The sequence below is a fragment of the Sphingobium sp. genome (assembly GCF_041987595.1).
Lineage (GTDB): Bacteria > Pseudomonadota > Alphaproteobacteria > Sphingomonadales > Sphingomonadaceae > Sphingobium.
Genome location: NZ_JBHIWJ010000013.1, coordinates 21,760 through 41,761, shown reverse-complemented (window position 1 = coordinate 41,761; position 20,002 = coordinate 21,760). Strand labels below are relative to the sequence as shown.

Genomic DNA, 20,002 nt, shown 5'->3' with positions numbered 1-20,002 from the left:
CAGGGCAGCCCGACCCGTTCGACACCCCAAGTCCGCTAAGGGTCAGGCGCTGATGAATGATGAGGGTCTCTTGCGGAGACGCGTGCGTCAGCATAAGAGGCCTCGTCCTTGTCCTGCTTCGGCAGGACAAGGACGAGGATCGCGTCGGTTCCCCGGAGACGGGGATTAAAATGGGAACGCGGTGAGGATAGCGTAAGCCATCCAAATCCGCGGCTGTCCCTGCAACTGTAAGTGGCGAGCGCGATATACAGGCGCGGACGGCTTTGTGACCGATCCGCCAGCCACTGGGCCGGACGCTAAAACATGCGAGGCCTGGGAAGGCCGTATATCAAGCAATGACCCACGAGCCAGGAGACCTGCCGGCGTCTGGTCGCTCTTGCCCTGGTCCAGGGGATGGCCGCGGCACGGTGAACTCCGTCTGAGCGACGAACGAGCGGCTGGGGCCTTAGCGCCGGGCGAACCGGCGGGCGCGTTCGCGCGCCCGCTTGCCGGCGTTACAGTTGTGTCGGTACGTTACCGGCTTCGCCCTTACCGTTCTTAACTTGAAGCGATGCCTGTCGCCCAACAAGGCGTCGGCATTCATGAACGGGGGACAAAAAATGCTGAAGTTCACAACGGTTGCGATCGCAGCCTTTTCGTTCGCGGCGCCGTGCGCGTTTGCCGAGCCTTCCGAAGATGATCTTAGCCAGGCGGCCATCATCGTGACGGGCGTTGTCGATCCGCTGCGCTTGAACCAGACAAACGAGGGTGCGAGCCGCCTTGGCCTCACTGCGCTGGAAATGCCGGCCAGTGTCGAGACGCTGGATGGCGACGCTATCCGCCTGCGCGGTGACCTTACCATTCAGGATGCCGCAGCGCGCGCGACCGGCATCGTCAACACGTCCGGCGTGTTCGGTTTCGGCCTGTCTGCGCGCGGCTTCACCGGCCAGAATTCGGTCATGACCCTCTATGACGGGATGCGCATGTATAACAACACGCTGACCTTCCCGGCAGACCCATGGATGGCGCAGAGCGTGGAGATATTGCGCGGCCCGGCGTCAGTTCTGTACGGCGAAGGCGCGATCGGCGGTGCGGTGAACGTCGTGCGCAAGCAGCCGGGCGACGAGACGCAGGTGAGCGGCCGGTTCGGCGTCGCATCCTTCGACAGTTTCAATGTTGCAGCGGGGGCCGGTGGGCCGATCCGCCAAGGCATAACCTATCGCGCCGACGCCAGCTTCCGCCGGTCGGAGGGCTGGATGGATCGGGGCGATAGCGACGCGTTGGCGCTGGCCGGAGCAATCCGGCTGAAGCCCTCCAGCGATGTCAGCGTCACCCTTTCGCACGACTTCAGCGAGCAGAACCCGCGCAGCTGGTTCGGCGTGCCGCTGGTCAACGGCAGGCTCGACCGCTCGTTACGGAAAAACAATTATAATGTAACGGACGCCCGCCTGCGTTTCCGCGATAACTGGAGCCAGGCGAAGATCGAATGGACGGCATCCGACGCACTGACCCTGCGCAGCACCTTCTATCATCTGTGGGCCAATAAATACTGGAAGAATGCGGAAAATCTGACCTATATTCCGGCCACCGCGGACACGGCGGCGCAGGTGCGACAGGGCAGCTTCCTGGAACTCTACCATATTCAGAAGCAGACGGGGAACCGTACCACCGCCAACCTGAATCACGAACTGGGCGGGCTGGAAAACCAACTGGTTGTCGGCTTTGACATCAACCGCATCAGTTACAGGAACGTCAGCAACAGCGGCAACAACGCCACCCGGTTGGTCGATGCGGTCGATCCTGATCCGGGCCTGTTCATTCATCAGTCGACCGCGACGACGAAGGCGCGCTACACCAACCGCATCCGCCAATATTCGGTTTTCGCGGAAGACCGGCTGAAATTCAGCGACCGCTTCTCACTGGTCGGCGGAATACGGTACGACCGGCCGGAGATCACCAAGACCGATTATGTGAATGCGGCCAACAACTTCACCTCCACGCCCGATGCCGTGACCTGGCGCATGGGTGCGGTCTATAATCCCGCACCCAGCCTGTCGCTCTACGGCCAATATGCGACCGCGGCCGACCCGGTGGGGGCGCTGGTCTCGACCAGTGTCGCGCAGAGCGATTTCGACCTGTCGACCGGGCGTCAGTATGAGGCCGGCATCAAGCATATTTTCTGGGGCGCGCGGGGGCAATGGACGCTGGCCGTCTATGACATCGTCAAACGCAAGCTGCTGACGTCCGACCCGCTGATCCCGACCATTCAGGTGCAGGTCGGCCAGCAAAGTTCTCGCGGGGTGGAGGCCTCCTTATTCCTGGAGCCCATCGATCGCGTCAACATTACCCTGAACGGGGCGCTGTTGCGGGCGCGCTATGATGATTTCTCCGAATCCGTGGGTGGCGTTCTGTTCCAGCGAGCGGGCAACCGGCCGAGCAATGTCGCCACGAAGACGGCAAACGCCTTTGTCAGCTGGGAATTCACCAAGGGTTGGGTCGTCGACGGCGGCTTCAGCTATGTCGGCAAGCGCTATCAGGATGCCGCGAACAGCCGGATCGTGCCCGCCTATACGCTGACGGATGCCGGCATGCGCTGGCAGTTCGTCGAAGGGGCCAGCGCGGCACTGCGCGTGCGCAACATCTTCAACGAGACCTATGCCCGTGCAACCTATGGCCAGGCCCAATGGGTGCTGGGTGATCCCCGGACGATGGAGGCGGCGCTCCATGTCGCTTTCTGAAGGAACGGCGGGGCAGCGGCGGGCATATCCCTTCGCCGCATCCGCCCTGTGGAAGGGGGCGAAGCGCTGGCTTTACCTCTTCCATCGCTGGACCGGCATTATCCTGTGCCTGTTCTTCGTCCTCTGGTTCCTGTCGGGACTGGTGATGCTCTATGTGTCCTTCCCTTCCTTTCGTGCGCAGGAACGGTTGGCCATGGCCCCGCCGATCGACTGGCGACAGGTGCATGCCAGCCCCGGCCGAGCGTTGGCGCGTCTCGGCCAGCGCGACTTTCCCGCCGAGATGCGCCTTGGCATGGTTGGCAGGGAACCGCTCTACATCTTCGCGACACCGGAAGGACGGCGCGCCGTGTCCGCCCGAACCGGGGTCGAGCTTATGTCGGTCGATGCACCGCGCGCCGGAGCGATTGCATCGGCCATGATCGACGCGCCGGTCGTGTCGATCGATCCGGTCGATCATGACCAGTGGGTCATCACCCGCAGCTACAAGATGATGGCGCCGTTCTGGCGCGTGCGCCTGGCCGACGCGGCGGCGACCGACCTCTATGTCAGCCAGCGCACCGGGGAGGTGGTGCAGAACACCACCGCACATGAACGTTTCTGGAACTGGCTGGGGGCGATACCGCACTGGATATATTTCGAAGCGCTGCGCGCGTTTCAGGGGCCGTGGCGGCAAACGGTCCTGTGGACGTCGGGCATCGGCATGTTGGGGGCGATCGCGGGATTCTGGATCGGCATCCTGCGGGTTCGGCTGAAGCGCCGCTACAGGTCGGGATCGGTCAGTCCCTATGGCGGCTGGATGAAATGGCATCATATCATCGGCATGGTCGGGGGCCTGTTCCTGATCAGCTGGGTTTTCAGCGGATGGTTGTCGATGAGTCCGTGGGGCGGGCTGCGCGATCAGGGTCATCGCGACGCCGCCAGCCTCTATGCCGGCGCGCAGCCCGATTTTCCTGCCACTGACCTTTCCGTGTTGGCCAAGGCGGCAACCGGCGTCCGGGAGGTCCGCTTTTCCTGGCTCGGAGGCGATCCGGTCATGACCCTGTGGTGGGGAAGCGGGCGTGCGCGGTTGCTGGACGGGGTTACCGCGCAGCCCAGGACGCTCGACCGGCAGCGCATCTTTGCCATGGCCCGACATGCCATGCCTGACTTTGCGCTGGTGGCGGCTGATCGTCTGGACCGCCCCGACCGTTATTGGTATTCCACCGGCGATCCGCGTGACGATAGCCGCCCGTTACCCGTGTGGCGGCTGGAATTCAGCGATCCGGCGCGGACCTGGCTGCACATCGACCCGGCGACGGGTGCGCTGCTGGGGCAAACAGGAGCCGGCGGACGGAGCTATCGCTGGCTGTTCAACGCATTGCACAGCATGGATTTTCCGTGGCTGCTGACGTGGCCGCCGCTGCGGCATATTCTGGTCTGGCTCCTGTCGGGGGCGGGTCTGCTGATTTCGGTCAGTGGTATCGTGATCGGCTGGCGACGACTGGTCCGACGCTGACTGTGGCGGCCCCCCTATCCAGCGGACCAAGGGCGGGTTTCCGCTGCTGCGCCTGACCGCCGATGGCGGCAGGACTTGCGCGCCACCACGCCTGAGCATGGCGGCGCGTCAAACTTCACTCTGCCTGTCGCTGAAGGATCAGCCACCACCATCGGCGATCGCGCGGCGATAGGCGGGGACGGAGAGGCCGTTGCGCCCCCAGTCCTCCACTTCCACTTCCTGGAAAATGACGAACGTGTCGGCGGGGTCCTTGCCCAAAACGTCATGAAGGAGATTCGAGACACCCTTGAACAGAGCATCCTTCTGCTGAGGAGTCGTGCGATCGGCGCCGGGCGCGGTTCCCTCCCGCGTTACCTGAATGGTTACGATTGGCATGGCTGAAATCCTCTCGCTTGCGTTTCAATGTCCCGCAGATTGGCCGCCGTCGACATGCAGGATTTCGCCCGTCACGAACCCTGAATCCTCCAGATAGAGGATAGCCCGCACAATGTCCTCGACCTCGCCCAACCGATTTACGGGATGGAGGGATGCCAGGAAATCATGATTTTCGGGAGCATGCATCGGCGTCTTGATGATACCGGGAGCAACGGCATTCACGCGGATGCCCCGGCTGGCATATTCGATCGCCAGGCTGCGTGTGGCCGCATTGAGGCCACCCTTGGTCAGTGACGCGAGTACCGAGGAAACACGCGCATCGGCCTGTTCCGCCAGTGCCGTCGTGATTTGCACGACATGTCCGCTGCCCTGCCTTTCCATTGCGGCGATGGCATGCTGGGTAATGAAGAAGAAGCCATCGAGATTGGTGGACAGTTTTGCCCGATACTGATCCTCCGAATAGTCGGTGAAGGCGCTCGCCATGAAGATGCCGGCATTGTTGATAAGCGTATCGACGCGCCCGAATGCCTTGAGTGCAGTGTCGATGACCGTCCTGCCGGTAGCGGGGTCACCGATGTCCCCTGCGACCGTCAACAGGTCGGGGTCGTGCGATGGCTTGATGGAGCGCGAAGTGGCGACCACGCGGTAGCCGCGGTTTCGATAGGCCTGAACGATGCCCGCGCCCAATCCTTGCGAGGCGCCGGTGACGACGGCGACTTTGTTGCCTGTGAACATGATGGTCTTCCTTTCGGGTTGATGGTGAAAGGTAGATAGGACCATTCCGTCCGAGCAAAAATTCTCTATCATCGCACAATGACTGATAGAAAACGCACAGAAATGGACTGGCAGGATCTGCGGGTCTTTCTGGCCCTGGGCCGGCAAGGCAGCCTGTCGGCAGCCGCGCGGACGCTGGGCGTCAACCACGCAACCGTCGCGCGCCGGATCAGTGCGCTGGAAAAGAGTCTGGGCGACAGGCTGGTGGAACGCCGTCCCCACGGCTATGTCCTCACGCCGGAGGGCAGCAGGGTGCTGACGGCCGCCAGCGACATGGAAGTGGCCGCCCAGGCCATCGGACGCGGCAGTTCGGACAATGCGCCCAAGGGGGTGGTCCGGCTCAACGCTCCTCCGGCTCTGGGGCATGGCTTTCTGGCCGAACGGGTGGCGGCGCTGCCCCTGCTGTATCCGGGGTTGGATATCGATCTGGCTACCGACATTCGTTCGATCAGCCTGGAGCGGCATGAAGCGGATATTGCGATCAGGTTCGGTCGGCCGGAGGATGGCGACGTCATCGCCCGGCCACTGGTCAAGATTGGCTACGGCTTTTACGGCACCCCTGCTGCATGCGAGCGGACGGAGGCGGGTGGCGATCCCGTCTTCATCGGCTTTGACGAGGCGGACGCCCATGTGCCGGAAGCAGGCTGGCTGGCGCGGCAATTTCCGCGTGCACGTCTCGCCGTTCGCGCAAGCAATCAGTTCGCGCAGGCCATTGCCGCCCGCTCCGGCGCGGGGATCGTCCTTTTGCCCCATTATATCGGTCGTGCCGAAAGCGCGCTGCGCCCATGCCGGATCGAAGCCGCGCCGCCCACGCGCGAGGCATGGCTCCTGGTACGGCAACGGGATCGCAAGGACCTGGCGATCCGTACCGTGGCCGACCATCTCGTAAGCCTGTTCGACCGCGAGCGCTCCCTGTTCGAAGCGTGAGATGCCGACTTCCGCAGGGAGCAGGCAGAGCGTTCCCGAAAAGGTGAACGGGACGCCGGTGCGATCCCGTCGGATGGGACTCTCCCGAAGCGCCATGTCTGCTGTCATGGCCCTGCGAGAAGCGTCATGGGTCAATCGGGGCTCGATGCAGCGGTCGACATCAGCTGCGGAGTTGCGATTTGGTGAAGATCAGGATCAGCGCATCATTCTGTTCCGGAAAGGGCGGCTGATTCCAGTCCTTGGCCGCCTGCTTGCCTTTCCGCAATTCTCATGCGCTCTTGCCTTCGAAATGCGGGGGTTTCGGCCCGCCCGCTACATCCAGGAAGGTGGGCGCGAAGTCGAGATTGCGCGCGGTCTGGCCGGTGAGGATCGTCGCGCGGCCGGGCCTGCCTTCATGCCTGTCGATGAGCCGCGCTCCGTCGCACCGGGAAAACAGAAATACGTCGGCAGAGCGTCATGAGCGGGCCGCTTCAGGCCAACAATTACGGATGCCCGGAGCGAAACCCGGCAGGCGCGTGATCAGCGAAGCGAACCCGGTCTCCACCAGGCACGAAAGCGTCAGATCATTAGCGGCCCATGGTTGATATGCGGCAACACATGGCGGGAAAAAAGGTCCGCTTCCGCCGCATGGGGATAGCCCGACAGGATGAAGGCGTCGATGCCCGCATCCTGATAGGAGCGCAACTTGGCCAGAACCTGATCGGGATTGCCGACAATCGCCGCACCACAACCCGACCGCGCCCGCCCGATGCCGGTCCAGAGATTATCCTCCACAAAGCCGTCGCCGCTGGCGGCCGCGCGCAGTTCCGCCTGTCGGGTGACGCCGACGCTTGCGCTGTCGAGCGACTTTTGCCGGATGGCCTCGCCCGCATCGGCATCCAGTTTGGAGAGCAGCCGGTCGGCATAGACGCGCGCCTCCTCCTCCGTTTCGCGCACGATGACATGGGCGCGATAGCCGAATTTCAGCGTCCTGCCATATTTGGCGGCGCGGGCCGTCATGTCCGCGATGATCGCTTTCACATTGTCCATCGTGTCGGGCCACATCAGATAGACATCGCAACCTTGCGCGGCCGCTTCGCGGGCGTCTTCGCTCAGGCCGCCAAAATAGAGCGGCGGGCATTTGCCTGACACCGTGCCGATCCGTGGCGGAGCAAGGTCCAGATCGTAGAATTCGCCCTTGTAGGACAGATGTTCGCCCGACAGCATGATCTTGAGGATCTGCATGACTTCCAGCGTCCGCTGATAGCGCGGCCTGCTCTCCATCTTCTCGCCGGGCAAATCGGATGAGATGATGTTGACGGTCAGGCGTCCCCCAAGGATGCGGTCGAGCGTGGCGATGCGACGGGCGAGCTGAGGGGGCCAGTCCTCGCCCATGCGGACCGCCCAGAGCAGGCGCATGCGCTGAACGAGCGGCGCAATGGCGCCTGCGAAAATCGTGGTATCGATCCCCAGATTATAGCCCGACGGCAGCAGGATATTATCGAAGCCGCCCTTTTCCGCCTGCATGACGATGTTGCGGCAATGCTCCCAGCTGGATGCCAGAGCCGGATCGGGCTGACCCAGAAATTCATAATCATCGTCGCACAGCGCTGAAAACCAGCTCACTTCGCAGGATTTGGTGATGCTCTGATCGGTCATGGCAGGGGCTCTCCTTTCGATGCGACCATCACGCCGTACCAACTGGCCCGGGTCCAGCGGACCTTGAGCGCGTCGGCGGCTTCGGCGATGCGGCCGGTTTTTTGCGTTCCGACAATGGGAATGGGGCGTGCGGGATGCGCCATGACCCAGCTGTAGGCGACGGCCGTGCGCGACACGCCATATTCGGCGGCAACCGCATCCAGCGCCGCGGCCACGACGTCCTCCCGCGGGCTCGACGGCGCGGCGATCCGCCCCCCGCCCAGCGGCGACCAGGCCATCACCGCCATGTCCATCGCGATCGCCTGATCCATTTCGCCATTTTCGATGGGGGCCAGTTTGAGCGGGGAAAGTTCCGGCTGCGTCGACACGATGGGCAACGGCAGATAGTGCTGGAGCATGTCGATCTGGCTGCGGGTGAAGTTCGAAACGCCAAAGGCCCGGATCTTCCCCGCGCGATGCGCATCGTCGACCGCGCGGGCGATTTCGGCCGGGTGGGTCAAGATGTCGGGCCGGTGAATCTGCCACAGATCGACATGATCGACGCCCAATCGAGTCAGCGAGGCGTCGATCGCCCCGGCCAGATAGGTGGCGCTGGAATCATAGGGCACTCCCATCGAAATCCCGCCCTTGGTCGCCAGGACCAGGCGGTCGCGCAGGCCCGGCTCCTTCGCCAGCGCGCGGCCCAGCAGCGCTTCGGATGCGCCGAACGGCTCGCCATTGTCGGGACCGTAGATATCGGCGGTGTCGATGAAATCGATCCCCGCGTCGAGCGCCGCATGCAGCAGTTCCAGCACGGCGTCGACATCGTCACCGCACAGGCGCCAGTTGCCCCAGGCAAGCGATGATACGGTTATGCCGCTCTTCCCCAGCGGGCGTCGGGCATCAATGGCGGGCAGAAGGGTCATTCTCTAATCCTGTCGGTCTGGGAAATCGGAAGCTATCGTCGCGACGGAGGCGCGTTCGACCAGCTGGTGGGGCAGCCGCTGATGCTGGCATTGCGCACCGTCGAGCAGCAGGCGGGTGGCGGCCAGCGCCAGTTCCCGCGTCGGCTGATGAATCGTCGTGAGTTGCGGCCACACCATGCGCGCCAGCGTCGTATCGTCGAAACCGACGACGGACAGGCTGTCGGGAATGGCGATGCCCATGTCATGCGCCACCGACAGCACGCCAGCGGCCATATCGTCATTGCTGGCGAAGATGGCGGTCGGCCTGCGCGCCCGCCCCAGAAAACGGTGGGCGGCGGCCACGCCGCTTTCGAAATCGAATTCGCCGGGCGCGACGAGCGCGGGTTCGAACGGCAATCCGGCCCGGTCGAGCGCGCGGCGATAGCCGAACAGCCGCTCTTCGGACGCCATATGGTTGGCATGTCCCTTGATGAAGCCGATCGACCGGTGCCCCCTGTTGATGAGGTAGGTCGTCATGTCGTCGGCAGCCTGGGCATCGTCCATGAAAACCGACGCCGTCATCGCATGATTGGTGCCGGGCGATATGCGGACGAAGGGAATGTCCATGCGTTCCAGCGCCTGAAGCACGGAAACGCAATCGGTGACGGGTGAGGAGAGGATCACGCCGTCGACATGGGTTTCCGTCACAAGGCCCCGCACCTGATCTCCGACACCGGGGTCCGTGACGTCGACCGGCTGGGCCAGCAGGCGCGTACCCGAAGGCTGGCATCCCTCAGAACAGCCCATCTGAATCTGGTTCATATAATAGGGGCTGTGATTGTCGTAGATGAGCGCGATCTGCCCGGACTTGGTCCCGGCCAGGATGCGTGCGGCGATGCTCGGGCGGAAATCGAGTTCCTGTACCGCTTTTTCGACGCGCTGGCGCATTTCCTGGCTGACATAGGGATGGCCGTTCAGCACGCGGCTCACGGTCTTGACCGAGACGCCCGCGCGAGCCGATACATCGCGAATATTGGCTCGTTCACTCATTTCTTCGCTACCTCCGGGAGTGTGGCGAACAATGGGGCGAAGGAACTGTCAGGTCGATAGAAAACGGGGGGGTGCCCATAGGGCGCGGCAATTTCGTGATGCCCCGGCACATAGTCCTGGCCAGTCCAGAGATGACGCCAGGGCGTATCGCCGGGCAGGATGACGGATCGGCTGGTGGCGTTGGCCTCCACTACCGGCGCGACCAGCATGTCGCTGCCGTAGAGATACTGGTCCTGGACCGAAAACAGCGCCTCCTCGAAATAATGGAGGAACATCGGCCTTTGCACCGGCAGTCCCGTTTCGACCGCCTGATCGCTCAGATGCCGGACATAGGGGGCAAGCGCCGCATGGACCCGCGACATGGCTGCGAAATGGGCCAGTAACGGGGTCGTCGAGTCAAGCTGGATGTTGTCGTCGGGACGGTTGCCCTCATGGCTGCGCATGACGGGGGTGAAGGCGCCCAGTTCGCACCAGCGCAGCATCAGATCCTCTGTCCGGACATTGCCGTGCAGGCTGGTGTAGCCGCCGACATCGCTGTGCGAATAGGCATTGCCCACAAGGCCGGAGGAGAGAGCGGCGGTGATAACGGTGTTGATCCCGTCATGGCGGGTGAAGTCGACCGACTGATCGCCTGCCCAGAGCAGCGGACAATAGGCCTGGACGCCGGAGAAGCCCGCGCGCATGAAGAAGAGCGCTTCGCCCGTCTTGCCGCGTGAAGCGATGGCTTTCGCATTGGCTTGCGCCCACAGGACCGGCCAGCGATTATGCGCCAGCATCGGGTCGCTGCCATCGTGCAGGCGCAGGTCGACGGGCAGATATTCGCCGAAATCGGCCATCCACCCGGACAAGCCGAAATCCAGCATTTCCTGCCCGATGATGCGTTCCGAAAACCATTCCAGGCTGGCGGGATTGGTGAAATCGACCACCCCGCAATCAAACTCGCCGAAATCGACCAGATAGGGTTCGTCGCTGTCCTGACGGAGCGCGAGGTGACCTGCGGCGCGCGCTTCGGCAAACTGGGCGCCGTCGACCGCCAGATAGGGGTTCACATAGCCCAGGAACCGAATGCCGCGCTGCGCCAGCTCCGTGATCCGGTGCGGCAGGTCGGCATAGCGCGCCGGTTGCCACGCCCAGTTCCAGAACAGTCGCCGGCCAAAGCTGGTCTGGCGGATGCCGATCCAGTCCTCGCACCATAATCCGGCGACGGCTGCGCCTGCCTCGACGATCCGGTCCAGCCGGGCGAAGCTGTTGTCCCCATCCTTGAGACCCACGATCGCGCCGCCGATCGCCCAGTCGGGCAGCGCCGGCTGGCGTCCGAAATGAAGGCTGAGCTGGCTGACGAGTCCAGCGATGTCAGGCGCAGCAAAGAAATCGAGCCGGGCCTTGCTTTCCCATATTTCCATTCGGTGATGGGCTGGATCGGTGAAATCCAGCACCGAATAGGCGCTGCTGGTCAGATGGCAGGCGTAAAGGCGGGAGGAAAGGAAGGTCGGCTGCGGATAGTTGGTCCACCAATAATCACCCCCGGCCATCCCCTGAGCGTCCATCAGCCGCGTCAGTTCGGTCGACTTGTCCCGGCCGACTCCCGGCTCGCTGGTCCAGATCGGGAACCGCCGGCCTGACAGGTCGAGGTAGCTCATCTGCTCGCCACCGCCCCACACATGTTCGCCGGAATGCGCCAGAAGGTCGATCCACAACCGGTCATAGCCCGTCCGAAGGATTTCGGCGCAAAGCGAGTCGTTTTCGATCCAGAGGCGCAGCAAGGGTTCGTGGTCGTCTTCCGTGCCCAGAAGCAGCGCACCATCGGCCCATTCGAAACGCGAAAGGGAGAGAAAATCGACCGGGGCATCGCTGATGGCGAAATTGCCGCGCGTCATCCGGACGTCCGGCCGGCCTTTCGCGATGGATAGGGCGGGCGTGCCGGGACATTGGCGCATTATGTCCATCCCGTTCAGCCGACAGGAAAAGCCGTCATCATGGATGGCGAAGCTCAGCGACAAATCCAGCTCCCAGATCGTGTTTTTTATGAAACAGGGTCGGCGGTATCGACCTGTCCGATATGACACCGCTTGACATAAAATCCGACCTCGATCAAGAACTATCCCGGCCTACGGGACAACCCGAGGACGGTCCGACGCTCCTGTCGGGCAAAGCGTGGTGGATGGAGGGGATTTATGACCGACAGCGCTCGTCTATTGTCATATGATGCCGGTCGGAAATGGCTTGGCATGTCGGCCTCACTTCTGGCCATGATGGCGGCAATGCCCGCCCATGCGCAGATTGAAGAGATTATCGTTACTGCCCAGAAGGTTAAGCAGAATGTTCAGGATGTCCCGATCGCCATCAGCGCGGTGACGGGAGAAGCCATGGCGCGTGCGGGCGCCAAAAGCCTGGAAGACATCGCCGCGATCGTTCCCTCGGTGACCTTCCGCAAGGGCACGACAAACGCCAACAGCGCCATCGTGATGCGCGGCGTCGGCACCATCAGTTTCTCGATCGCCGCGGAACCCAGCGTGTCCACCGTTGTCGACGGCGTCGTGCTCAGCCGTTCGGGCCAGTCCTTCCTCGATCTGGTCGACTTCGACCGTCTGGAAGTTCTGCGCGGTCCGCAAGGCACGCTGTTCGGCAAAAATGCGTCTGCCGGTCTGGTGAATATCGTTTCCAAGGGTGGCACCAGCGATTTTGAGGCGGAAGCGACCGTTTCGGGCACCACTGACGAGGAATATCGTGGACGCCTGACCGTTTCCGGGCCGATCGCGCAGAATTTGACCGGCCGGATCACGGGCTTTTACGGCAATTTCGACGGCAATCTGACCAATATCGCCGGCGGCAGGAACCGGACCGTCAATGGCTATGAACATTATGGCGCGCGCGGCTTGCTGGATTATGATGGGGAAGGCGGCCGCCTTCGCCTGATCGCTGACTATTTCAAGTCCAATGACGATTGCTGCGCGGAGGTTACCGGCGTGTCGCGCGGCACCGTGATCGACAGGGAACTGGGGATCACGCCGCAGGGTGAAGACACGCGGACGGTGAACCAGAATCTGGTGACCCGTTCGCTCGACCGCCAGTGGAGCATCACGCTCAACGCCGACATCGACACGTTCGCCGATCACACCTTCAGCATCGTCACCGGCTATCGCAACTGGCGCAATACCGAGATACGCGACGGCGATTTCCTGCCCCGCGCGATTGTCGGCACTGGCGAACTGCACGATCATGGCACCGTCAACACTGAACAGGTTTCGGCCGAAGTCCGCCTTGCATCGCCGCAGAACCAGGCCCTGACCTATCAGGTCGGCGGCTTCCTCTGGTATTCGCACAACACGCAGGATTTTACCCGGACGGACATTACCTGTTCCAGTTCCACCCTGCCGGTGGATCCCGCCACGGGCGGGCAACCGTGCAACCTAGCCGATACGGCGAACACCCTGTTCCCCACGGCATCCTCGCGCAGCAACGTCGCTTTCCGCAACTGGGCGCTGTTCGGGCAGGCGACCTATGCATTCACGCCTGGCCTGCGGCTGACGCTGGGGGGGCGCTACACGCATGACAGCCTGTCCTATACCCATTATCGTGCTCCGGCGATCAATGCTGCGACCGGACTTCCGGCCACCGGCCCCGGCCTGTCGGGCGTCGGCGCAGGCGGCAGCATAGCCGGCGGCGGCAACGGCACCAACCTGTCGGAAGGCGGCACGAGCGCCGACAACTTCTCCGGCAAGGCCGTTCTGCAATATGACGTGGCGCCGGACGTCATGGCCTATGCCAGCTATACGCGCGGCTATAAGGGGCCAGCGTTCAACGTCTTTTTCAACCATACCGCCCCGACCAACTCCACGCCGATCGATCCGGAAACGTCGAACAGCTATGAAGTCGGTTTCAAGAGCCGTTTCTGGGACCGTAAGGTTCAGCTGAACGCGGCCGCTTTCCTTGTCGATTATGACGGGTTTCAGGCCAATAACTTCCTGCTGTTGAACGGGGCGGTGGTCACCAACCTGACCAATGCGGGCACGGTCCGGTCCAAGGGGTTCGAGGTCGATGCGACCTTCGCGCCTGTGGACGGCCTGACGCTGCGCGCCAGTGCCGCCTATGCCGACGCGCGGGTGCGCCGGTTCAATCCCAATCCGCTGACCAATGCGCCCGACGCGCGAGATGGCACGCGCCTGCCGCTCGCGCCCAAGCTCAGCTATACGCTGGGCGCTGACTATGATGCGGATGCGGGGCCGCTGAAGCTGTATCTGTCGACAGACTGGCGCCACGTCAGCAAGCAGTTCTCCGACCTGGGCGAAAGTGGCCCGATCGACCCTTACGGACTGTGGAATGCCAGCGTCGGCTTTTCCGATCCGGAGGATCGCTATCGCCTGACCTTCATGGTCCGCAACATTCTGGACGCGAGCTATGTGTTGCTGAACACCAGTTCCGGGCAGCGCCTGATGATCCCGCGCGACGCGGACCGCTATGCTGGCGTGACGCTGCGCGCGCGCTTTCGATAAGGGGCAGGGACGGCGGCTGCACCGGTCGTCCCTTAACCCTTCGCCCCCGGACAGCGGCTTGTCCGGGGGTTTTTTGTTGCTTGGCGAACCGATGCGGGGCAGCGCGGGAAGCCAACAAATATACGCCTGGACGCTGCCGGCAGCCGGTCATGCACCAACGTCGGCGGGGCTGAGGCGCGGTTGCATCAGGTGGATGAACAGCAGCGCGGCGAGATAGGCGCCCCCACACAGCACGAATAGCGGCGCATAACCCATGCCGTTGTCGAGCGACCAGCCCGCCAGTTCGATGATGCCCGTCCCGCTGAGATTGCCCCCAATTGCGCCCAGCGCTACTACCGTCGCGATCCGTCTTGCCGGTATGATCTCGGTCGCCATGCCGAATAGATTGGTCGAAAAGCCCTGATGCGCAAACAGGCCCATGCCGATGCACAGCGCCGCCAGCCAGGGGCTGGAAACCTGCATGGCCAGAGGCATGATCAGTACGACAAGGGCAAAAGCGAACATTGCGCATTTGCGCGCCATATTCATCGAGAGGCCGCGATGAAGCAGGGCGGGATAGAGCGCGCCGCTGAAAATCGCGCCCGACGCGGCCAACGCAAAGATGATGGCAATGGGCCAGCCCAGAGTAGCCTGCGCCATGCCGAACTGGCGGGCGAAAAAGTCGGGGGTCCAGAACAGCACGAACCACCACACGAAATCAGTCAATGCCTTCGCGCCGATGATGGTCCAGCTCCTGCGATCCGCCAAAATGGCGCGCCATTCCACCTTGCCCTGCGTACGGGCCGATGCGCCCGCCACGGGCGTCAGGCGCGCGGTGTTCAGTCGCCAGAAAAGCAGCCAGATCAACCCCAGGCCGCCGGTCACCAGAAATGCGGCCTTCCAGCCAAAAGCCATGGCGAAGGGAGGGATCAGAAGCGGCGTCAGAATCGCGCCGATGTTGGGCGCGGTGTTGATGATGCCGATGCCCACCGAGCGCCGATCCGTCGGCAGATAGATGGCCGCAGTCTTCATCGCAGCCGGTGTGTTGACCGATTCCGCCGTCGCCAGAACGGCGCGTGCGACCACAAATTGCTGGACGCTGGCCGCCAGGGCATGGGCCATGCCCGCAAGGCTCCAGACGGCGACCGCGAATCCATAGGCGAAACGGACGCCGAAACGGTCCACGAACCAGCCGACGCCCAGCAGCGATGCCGCCGCCGCCAACTGAAAGACCGAACCCAGATGCGCGAATTGCTGGTCAGACCACTTGAACTCGGCCTCCAGCATCGGCTTCAGCAAGGCCAACACCTGCCGGTCGACATAGTTGAGGGCCGTCGCCAGAAATATCAGTGCGATGAGCATGTTCTGTGCCCGCACCGCACCGGTATCGGGTGCCTCCCCACGGGTGGTCGTCCCGGTCAGATCACGCAATTCCCTCATCCTCAACCCTCCGGCTGCCACGATCTTATCTCTTCTGTGTGCGCATGGCTCTTGCCCTGCGGCGCGCATCGCCATAGAAAGGAATATGACACCGTAGGACATACGGCAAGCCTTTTGATAATGAGAGACTGGCGAGGATGAGGACCGTGAATTCGGATCATGCCGGGGACCTGTATGGCGAATTGTTCCTGGTCGAGCAGGCGACGGAACAGCCAGCGTCCAGGACAGCGATATGGCGCCGGCTGTGGCCCGGCCTGGCCATTTGCGGTATCGCCAGCATCGCGGCCGCCTGGCTGTCCGAACATTATGGCGCGCCCATCATCCTGATGGGCCTGCTGATCGGATTGGCCCTCAACTTTGTGACCAGCGACGCGCGGACACATCCCGGCCTCGATTTCGCGTCGAAGACATGTCTGCGCTGGGGCATAGTCGTGCTGGGCACGCAGGTCACCTTTGCGCAAATCGGCGAGTTGGGACCTGTGCCGTTTCTGGCCTTGCTGATGGTGATGGCCGCGGCCATGGCGGCGGCCCTGCTGATCGCCCACCTGACCGGGCAGTCAATGGCGGTCGGCGTTCTGGCCGGGGGCGCCACGGCCATTTGCGGTGCATCAGCGGCATTGGCGTTGTTCGGCGTCCTCGGCAGCCGCCGCATCAGCCAGGGCCAGTTCGCACTGACGCTGGTTGTCATTTCGGTGGCCAGCGCGCTGGCCATGTCCTTCTATCCCCTCCTTGCCGCGACGCTGCACATCGACGACCGACAGGCCGGTTTTCTGATCGGAGCGTCGATACACGATGTCGCGCAGGCGATTGGCGGGGGCTATGCCTATTCCGACGCGGCGGGCAGTTATGCCACCATCGTCAAGCTGACTCGCGTTGCCCTGCTGGCACCGGTCGTCGCCATAGTGTCGGTTCTGGTGACGGATGAGGGCGGGACAGACCGGGGATGGATACGCAAGCTCGCCTTGCCCTGGTTCATCACGCTGTTCCTTGCCGTCGTGACGGTCAATTCGCTGGCGACCCTGCCTGCGCCGATCGCCCATGCCAATCTGGTCCTGTCCAAGGCATTGCTGTTGCTGGCCGTCACCGCCACGGCGATGCGGTCGCGGCTGGATCTCATCATGCAGATGGGCTGGCGTCCGGCCATACCCGTGGCTGCGGCCACGCTTGCTTCGCTTCTGGTCGCGATGGCGTTTACCCTGACGCTGCTGAGCGCTTCGTGATGGACCGCCTGTATGACATTGCCGTGATCGGCGGCGGCGTGAACGGTTGCGGCATCGCGCGGGATGCGGCTGGTCGCGGCGCGAAAACATTGCTGCTCGAAAAGGGGGACCTGGCGAGCGGCACATCATCCGCTTCAACCAAATTGATCCATGGCGGCCTGCGCTATCTGGAACATCATGAATTTGCGCTGGTGCGTGAGGCGCTGTCCGAACGCGAGCGGCTCTGGGCGATCGCGCCGCATATCATCTGGCCCATGCGTTTCGTGCTGCCGCACGTGAAGGGGCTGCGACCGCGCTGGCTGTTGCGTCTGGGCCTCTTCCTCTATGACCATATCGGCGGGCGAAAGCGGCTGCTGCCGACGCAATCGATCGACCTGCGGCGACATCCGGCTGGCATTCCGCTCAAACCCGGCTTCGGTCCTGCCTTCGTCTATTCCGACGGATGGGTCGATGATGCCCGGTTGGTCGTTCTGAACGCGCGGGACGCGGCGGACCGGGGCGCGACGATCCTGACGCACGCGCCGGTGGAATCGCTTGAACGATCGGACGGCATCTGGCTGATCCGCAGCGGCGACAAGGTCCATCGCGCCCGCGCCGTGGTCAACGCCGCCGGTCCGTCGGTGCTGGACCTGCTGGGGCGGGCCGGGCAGAAGACCGATCGCCGGATGCGGCTGGTGCGCGGATCGCACATCGTCGTGCCGCGCCTGTTCGATCACCCCTATGCCTATTTCTTCCAGATACCGGACGGCCGCATCTTCTTCGCCATTCCCTATCAGGAGGATTTCACGCTCATCGGAACCACCGATCGGGACCATGCGGGGCCGCTGTCGGATATCCATGCCAGCGAGGAGGAGATCGCCTATCTGTGCGACGCGGCGAACGCCTATTTCGCGCGGGCGATCACGCCGGCCGATGTCGTGTGGACCTATTCGGGCGTGCGGCCGCTGATCGATGACGGCTCTGGTAAGCCGGAGGCGGCGACACGGGGCTACAGTTTCGAACTGGATTGCGATGCGCAGGGCAACGCACCCCTGCTGTCGATCTTCGGCGGCAAGATCACCACCTATCGTCATTTGGCCGAAGATGCAGTGGAACAGCTCAAGCCGCATGTCTCTTCGCTGGCGGGTGATGAGTGGACGGCGGAAGCACCGCTGCCGGGCGGCGATTTCGCCCTCGATGGAATGGATGCGTTGATGGATGCGCTGGGGCGGGAATATCCCTTTCTCGACCGCGGCACGGTCCATCGCATCGCCCGGGCTTATGGCACGCGGGCGCGGATCTGGCTGGGCGGGGCAAGGGACATGGCCGGGCTGGGGCCGCATTTCGGCGGCGGGCTGACCGGAGCGGAGGTGGATTATCTTGTCGCGCAGGAATGGGCGACATGTGCACAGGACATATTGTGGCGCCGGACGAAGCTGGGCTTGAGGCTCGATGCCCGTCAGACTGAACAACTCGAAACATATCTGGGTGAGATGCTGTGAGCGCGGATCATATCCTGGTTCTGGATGAAGGAACCACCTCGACGCGGGCCATCGTCTATCGGCTGAATGGCGCGATAGTGCATGTTGCCCAGCAGGAACTGACGCAATATTATCCCGAATCCGGCTGGGTCGAGCATGATGCGGCGGAAATCTGGACGCGCACGCTCGACTGCGCGCTTCGGGCAATCAGCGCAGTCGGCGGAGCGGACAGGATCGCGGCGCTGGGCATCACCAACCAGCGCGAAACGGTCGTCGCCTGGGACCGGCAGACCGGCCGGCCGATCAGCCGAGCCATCGTCTGGCAGGACCGGCGGACCGCCCCCCGCTGCGCCGAAATGCGGGAGGAGGGCCATGAGGCATTGCTCCAGGAGCGCACCGGCCTTGTCATCGATCCCTATTTTTCCGCAACAAAGATGCGATGGATTCTGGACCATGTTCCGGAGGCCCGCGCGCTGGGTGACAGGCTTGCGCTCGGCACTGTCGACAGCTGGCTGGTGTGGAATCTGACCGGCGGCCTGCACATCACCGATGCCAGCAACGCCAGCCGCACGCAGTTGCTTGCGCTGGATGGAGCCGACTGGGATGACATGTTGCTCGCCCTCTTTGCTGTGCCGCGGTCGGCATTGCCGGCCATCGTCGATAATGTGGGCCGGTTCGGAAAATGCGATCCGGCACTGCTGGGCGCGTCGATTCCGATTTGCGGCCTGGCGGGCGATCAGCAGTCAGCCGCCATCGGCCAGCATTGTCTGGCGGCGGGCGATACAAAGGCGACCTTCGGCACCGGCGCCTTCATCCTGACCAATATGGGCACGGAATTGCCCGCGTCCTCTCACCGCCTGCTCGGCACGGTGCTGTACCAGCAGGGGGGCATGCGAACCTATGCGCTGGAAGGGTCGATCTTCGTGGCTGGCAGCCTCATCAAATGGCTCCGCGATGAAATGGGGCTGATTCAGCAAGCTGGCGAGACCGAAGCACTCGCCCGATCCGTGGAGGATAATGGCGGCGTCCTGTTCCTTCCCGCCCTCGCCGGGCTTGGCGCGCCGCATTGGCGTCCGGATGCGAAGGGCATCCTGACCGGCCTTACGCTGGGGACAAGGCGCGCCCATATCGTCCGCGCGGCGATGGAGTCGCTCACGCACCAGTGCCACGACCTGCAGTCGGCCTTCGCTGCGGACAACGCAGTCTGGACAAAGCTGCGGATCGACGGCGGGATGAGCGGCAATAACTGGGTCGCGCAGGATTTGGCCGATATTCTTGCTCTTCCGGTTGAACGCCCGGCCGATACGGAAACGACTGCGCTTGGTGCGGCCATGTTGGCGGCTGTAGGGGCAGGCCTTTACGCTTCGCTGAATGATGCGGGCGCCATGTGTAGCGACATCACCCGCTTTGACGCTGCCATGACGTCTGAAGTCCGGGCGCGGCGTATCAACTTCTGGCAGCAAGGGCTGCACCGGTTCGCGTGAGGACCGGCCCGAGTCTTGCAGGCTGATCCCGCTCATTTCGCCGTATATTGAGCTGCTTTCCGGCTG

At 63.2% G+C, this 20,002-nt stretch carries 14 protein-coding genes and 1 riboswitch; of the genes, 7 read left to right on the top strand and 7 right to left on the bottom strand.

Translation table 11 applies throughout. From position 1 onward, the window contains the following. The first annotated feature begins 128 nt into the window (after positions 1 to 128). Positions 129 to 379, top strand: a riboswitch (cobalamin riboswitch). A 220-nt stretch (positions 380 to 599) separates the two neighbouring features. Together ACFC3J_RS05585 and ACFC3J_RS05580 are read left to right on the top strand one after the other, a co-directional pair. After that, positions 600 to 2,717 carry a TonB-dependent receptor gene (locus ACFC3J_RS05585; protein WP_375195212.1) on the top strand — a complete coding sequence of 706 codons (2,118 nt, stop codon included), beginning with the start codon at positions 600 to 602 and terminating at the stop codon, positions 2,715 to 2,717. Next, positions 2,704 to 4,212, top strand: coding sequence for a PepSY domain-containing protein (locus tag ACFC3J_RS05580; RefSeq protein WP_375195211.1), 1,509 nt, complete (start codon positions 2,704 to 2,706; stop codon positions 4,210 to 4,212). Before ACFC3J_RS05585 ends, ACFC3J_RS05580 begins: the two co-directional genes overlap by 14 nt. A 138-nt stretch (positions 4,213 to 4,350) precedes the next feature. On the opposite strand, the gene ACFC3J_RS05575 is transcribed toward ACFC3J_RS05580, so the two are convergent. After that, on the bottom strand, positions 4,351 to 4,587 hold the full coding sequence (locus ACFC3J_RS05575; RefSeq protein WP_375195210.1) for a 4-oxalocrotonate tautomerase family protein: 237 nt from the start codon (positions 4,585 to 4,587) through the stop codon (positions 4,351 to 4,353). Positions 4,588 to 4,611: 24 nt separating this feature from the next. Next, on the bottom strand, positions 4,612 to 5,322 hold the full coding sequence (locus tag ACFC3J_RS05570; RefSeq protein WP_375195209.1) for an SDR family NAD(P)-dependent oxidoreductase: 711 nt from the start codon (positions 5,320 to 5,322) through the stop codon (positions 4,612 to 4,614). A 78-nt stretch (positions 5,323 to 5,400) separates the two neighbouring features. Here ACFC3J_RS05570 and ACFC3J_RS05565 point away from each other — a divergent pair, with 78 nt between their 5' ends. Next, entirely contained in the window at positions 5,401 to 6,288 is an 888-nt protein-coding gene (locus ACFC3J_RS05565) for a LysR family transcriptional regulator (RefSeq protein WP_375195208.1), read from the top strand. Between the two features lie 558 nt (positions 6,289 to 6,846). Here ACFC3J_RS05565 and ACFC3J_RS05560 read toward each other — a convergent pair. The 4 genes from ACFC3J_RS05560 to ACFC3J_RS05545 are packed head-to-tail and all read right to left on the bottom strand — an operon-like array spanning position 6,847 to position 11,860. Beyond that, positions 6,847 to 7,926, bottom strand: coding sequence for an LLM class flavin-dependent oxidoreductase (locus tag ACFC3J_RS05560; protein WP_375195207.1), 1,080 nt, complete (start codon positions 7,924 to 7,926; stop codon positions 6,847 to 6,849). Continuing rightward, positions 7,923 to 8,831 carry an aldo/keto reductase family oxidoreductase gene (locus ACFC3J_RS05555; protein ID WP_375195206.1) on the bottom strand — a complete coding sequence of 303 codons (909 nt, stop codon included), beginning with the start codon at positions 8,829 to 8,831 and terminating at the stop codon, positions 7,923 to 7,925. The genes ACFC3J_RS05560 and ACFC3J_RS05555 overlap by 4 nt, the downstream gene beginning before the upstream one ends. Positions 8,832 to 8,834: 3 nt before the next feature. After that, positions 8,835 to 9,860: a LacI family DNA-binding transcriptional regulator gene (locus ACFC3J_RS05550; protein ID WP_375195205.1), complete on the bottom strand. Its 1,026-nt coding sequence runs from the start codon at positions 9,858 to 9,860 to the stop codon at positions 8,835 to 8,837. Beyond that, on the bottom strand, positions 9,857 to 11,860 hold the full coding sequence (locus tag ACFC3J_RS05545) for an alpha-glucosidase (RefSeq protein WP_375195204.1): 2,004 nt from the start codon (positions 11,858 to 11,860) through the stop codon (positions 9,857 to 9,859). The genes ACFC3J_RS05550 and ACFC3J_RS05545 overlap by 4 nt, the downstream gene beginning before the upstream one ends. Before the next feature lie 228 nt (positions 11,861 to 12,088). Between ACFC3J_RS05545 and ACFC3J_RS05540 the strand changes: the two genes are divergently transcribed. Then, on the top strand, positions 12,089 to 14,353 hold the full coding sequence (locus ACFC3J_RS05540; RefSeq protein WP_375195203.1) for a TonB-dependent receptor: 2,265 nt from the start codon (positions 12,089 to 12,091) through the stop codon (positions 14,351 to 14,353). A gap of 147 nt (positions 14,354 to 14,500) precedes the next feature. On the opposite strand, the gene ACFC3J_RS05535 is transcribed toward ACFC3J_RS05540, so the two are convergent. Beyond that, on the bottom strand, positions 14,501 to 15,694 hold the full coding sequence (locus tag ACFC3J_RS05535; protein WP_375195230.1) for an MFS transporter: 1,194 nt from the start codon (positions 15,692 to 15,694) through the stop codon (positions 14,501 to 14,503). Between the two features lie 215 nt (positions 15,695 to 15,909). Between ACFC3J_RS05535 and ACFC3J_RS05530 the strand changes: the two genes are divergently transcribed. The 3 genes from ACFC3J_RS05530 to ACFC3J_RS05520 are packed head-to-tail and all read left to right on the top strand — an operon-like array spanning position 15,910 to position 19,936. Further along, positions 15,910 to 16,992, top strand: a complete 1,083-nt coding sequence (locus ACFC3J_RS05530; protein WP_375195202.1) for a YeiH family protein — start codon at positions 15,910 to 15,912, stop codon at positions 16,990 to 16,992. After that, positions 16,992 to 18,473, top strand: coding sequence for a glycerol-3-phosphate dehydrogenase (locus ACFC3J_RS05525; protein WP_375195229.1), 1,482 nt, complete (start codon positions 16,992 to 16,994; stop codon positions 18,471 to 18,473). The genes ACFC3J_RS05530 and ACFC3J_RS05525 overlap by 1 nt, the downstream gene beginning before the upstream one ends. Next, complete coding sequence (locus ACFC3J_RS05520; protein WP_375195201.1) at positions 18,470 to 19,936, top strand: FGGY family carbohydrate kinase; 1,467 nt, start codon at positions 18,470 to 18,472, stop codon at positions 19,934 to 19,936. The genes ACFC3J_RS05525 and ACFC3J_RS05520 overlap by 4 nt, the downstream gene beginning before the upstream one ends. Positions 19,937 to 20,002 lie beyond the last annotated feature (66 nt).

Bases quoted from the DNA above. Each gene is read 5' to 3' on its own strand.
- ACFC3J_RS05585 (WP_375195212.1), top strand. From the start codon at position 600: ATGCTGAAGTTCACAACGGTTGCGATCGCAGCCTTTTCGTTCGCGGCG.
- ACFC3J_RS05580 (WP_375195211.1), top strand. From the start codon at position 2,704: ATGTCGCTTTCTGAAGGAACGGCGGGGCAGCGGCGGGCATATCCCTTC.
- ACFC3J_RS05575 (WP_375195210.1), bottom strand. From the start codon at position 4,587: ATGCCAATCGTAACCATTCAGGTAACGCGGGAGGGAACCGCGCCCGGC.
- ACFC3J_RS05570 (WP_375195209.1), bottom strand. From the start codon at position 5,322: ATGTTCACAGGCAACAAAGTCGCCGTCGTCACCGGCGCCTCGCAAGGA.
- ACFC3J_RS05565 (WP_375195208.1), top strand. From the start codon at position 5,401: ATGACTGATAGAAAACGCACAGAAATGGACTGGCAGGATCTGCGGGTC.
- ACFC3J_RS05560 (WP_375195207.1), bottom strand. From the start codon at position 7,926: ATGACCGATCAGAGCATCACCAAATCCTGCGAAGTGAGCTGGTTTTCA.
- ACFC3J_RS05555 (WP_375195206.1), bottom strand. From the start codon at position 8,831: ATGACCCTTCTGCCCGCCATTGATGCCCGACGCCCGCTGGGGAAGAGC.
- ACFC3J_RS05550 (WP_375195205.1), bottom strand. From the start codon at position 9,860: ATGAGTGAACGAGCCAATATTCGCGATGTATCGGCTCGCGCGGGCGTC.
- ACFC3J_RS05540 (WP_375195203.1), top strand. From the start codon at position 12,089: ATGTCGGCCTCACTTCTGGCCATGATGGCGGCAATGCCCGCCCATGCG.
- ACFC3J_RS05535 (WP_375195230.1), bottom strand. From the start codon at position 15,694: ATGCTCATCGCACTGATATTTCTGGCGACGGCCCTCAACTATGTCGAC.
- ACFC3J_RS05530 (WP_375195202.1), top strand. From the start codon at position 15,910: ATGAGGACCGTGAATTCGGATCATGCCGGGGACCTGTATGGCGAATTG.
- ACFC3J_RS05525 (WP_375195229.1), top strand. From the start codon at position 16,992: ATGGACCGCCTGTATGACATTGCCGTGATCGGCGGCGGCGTGAACGGT.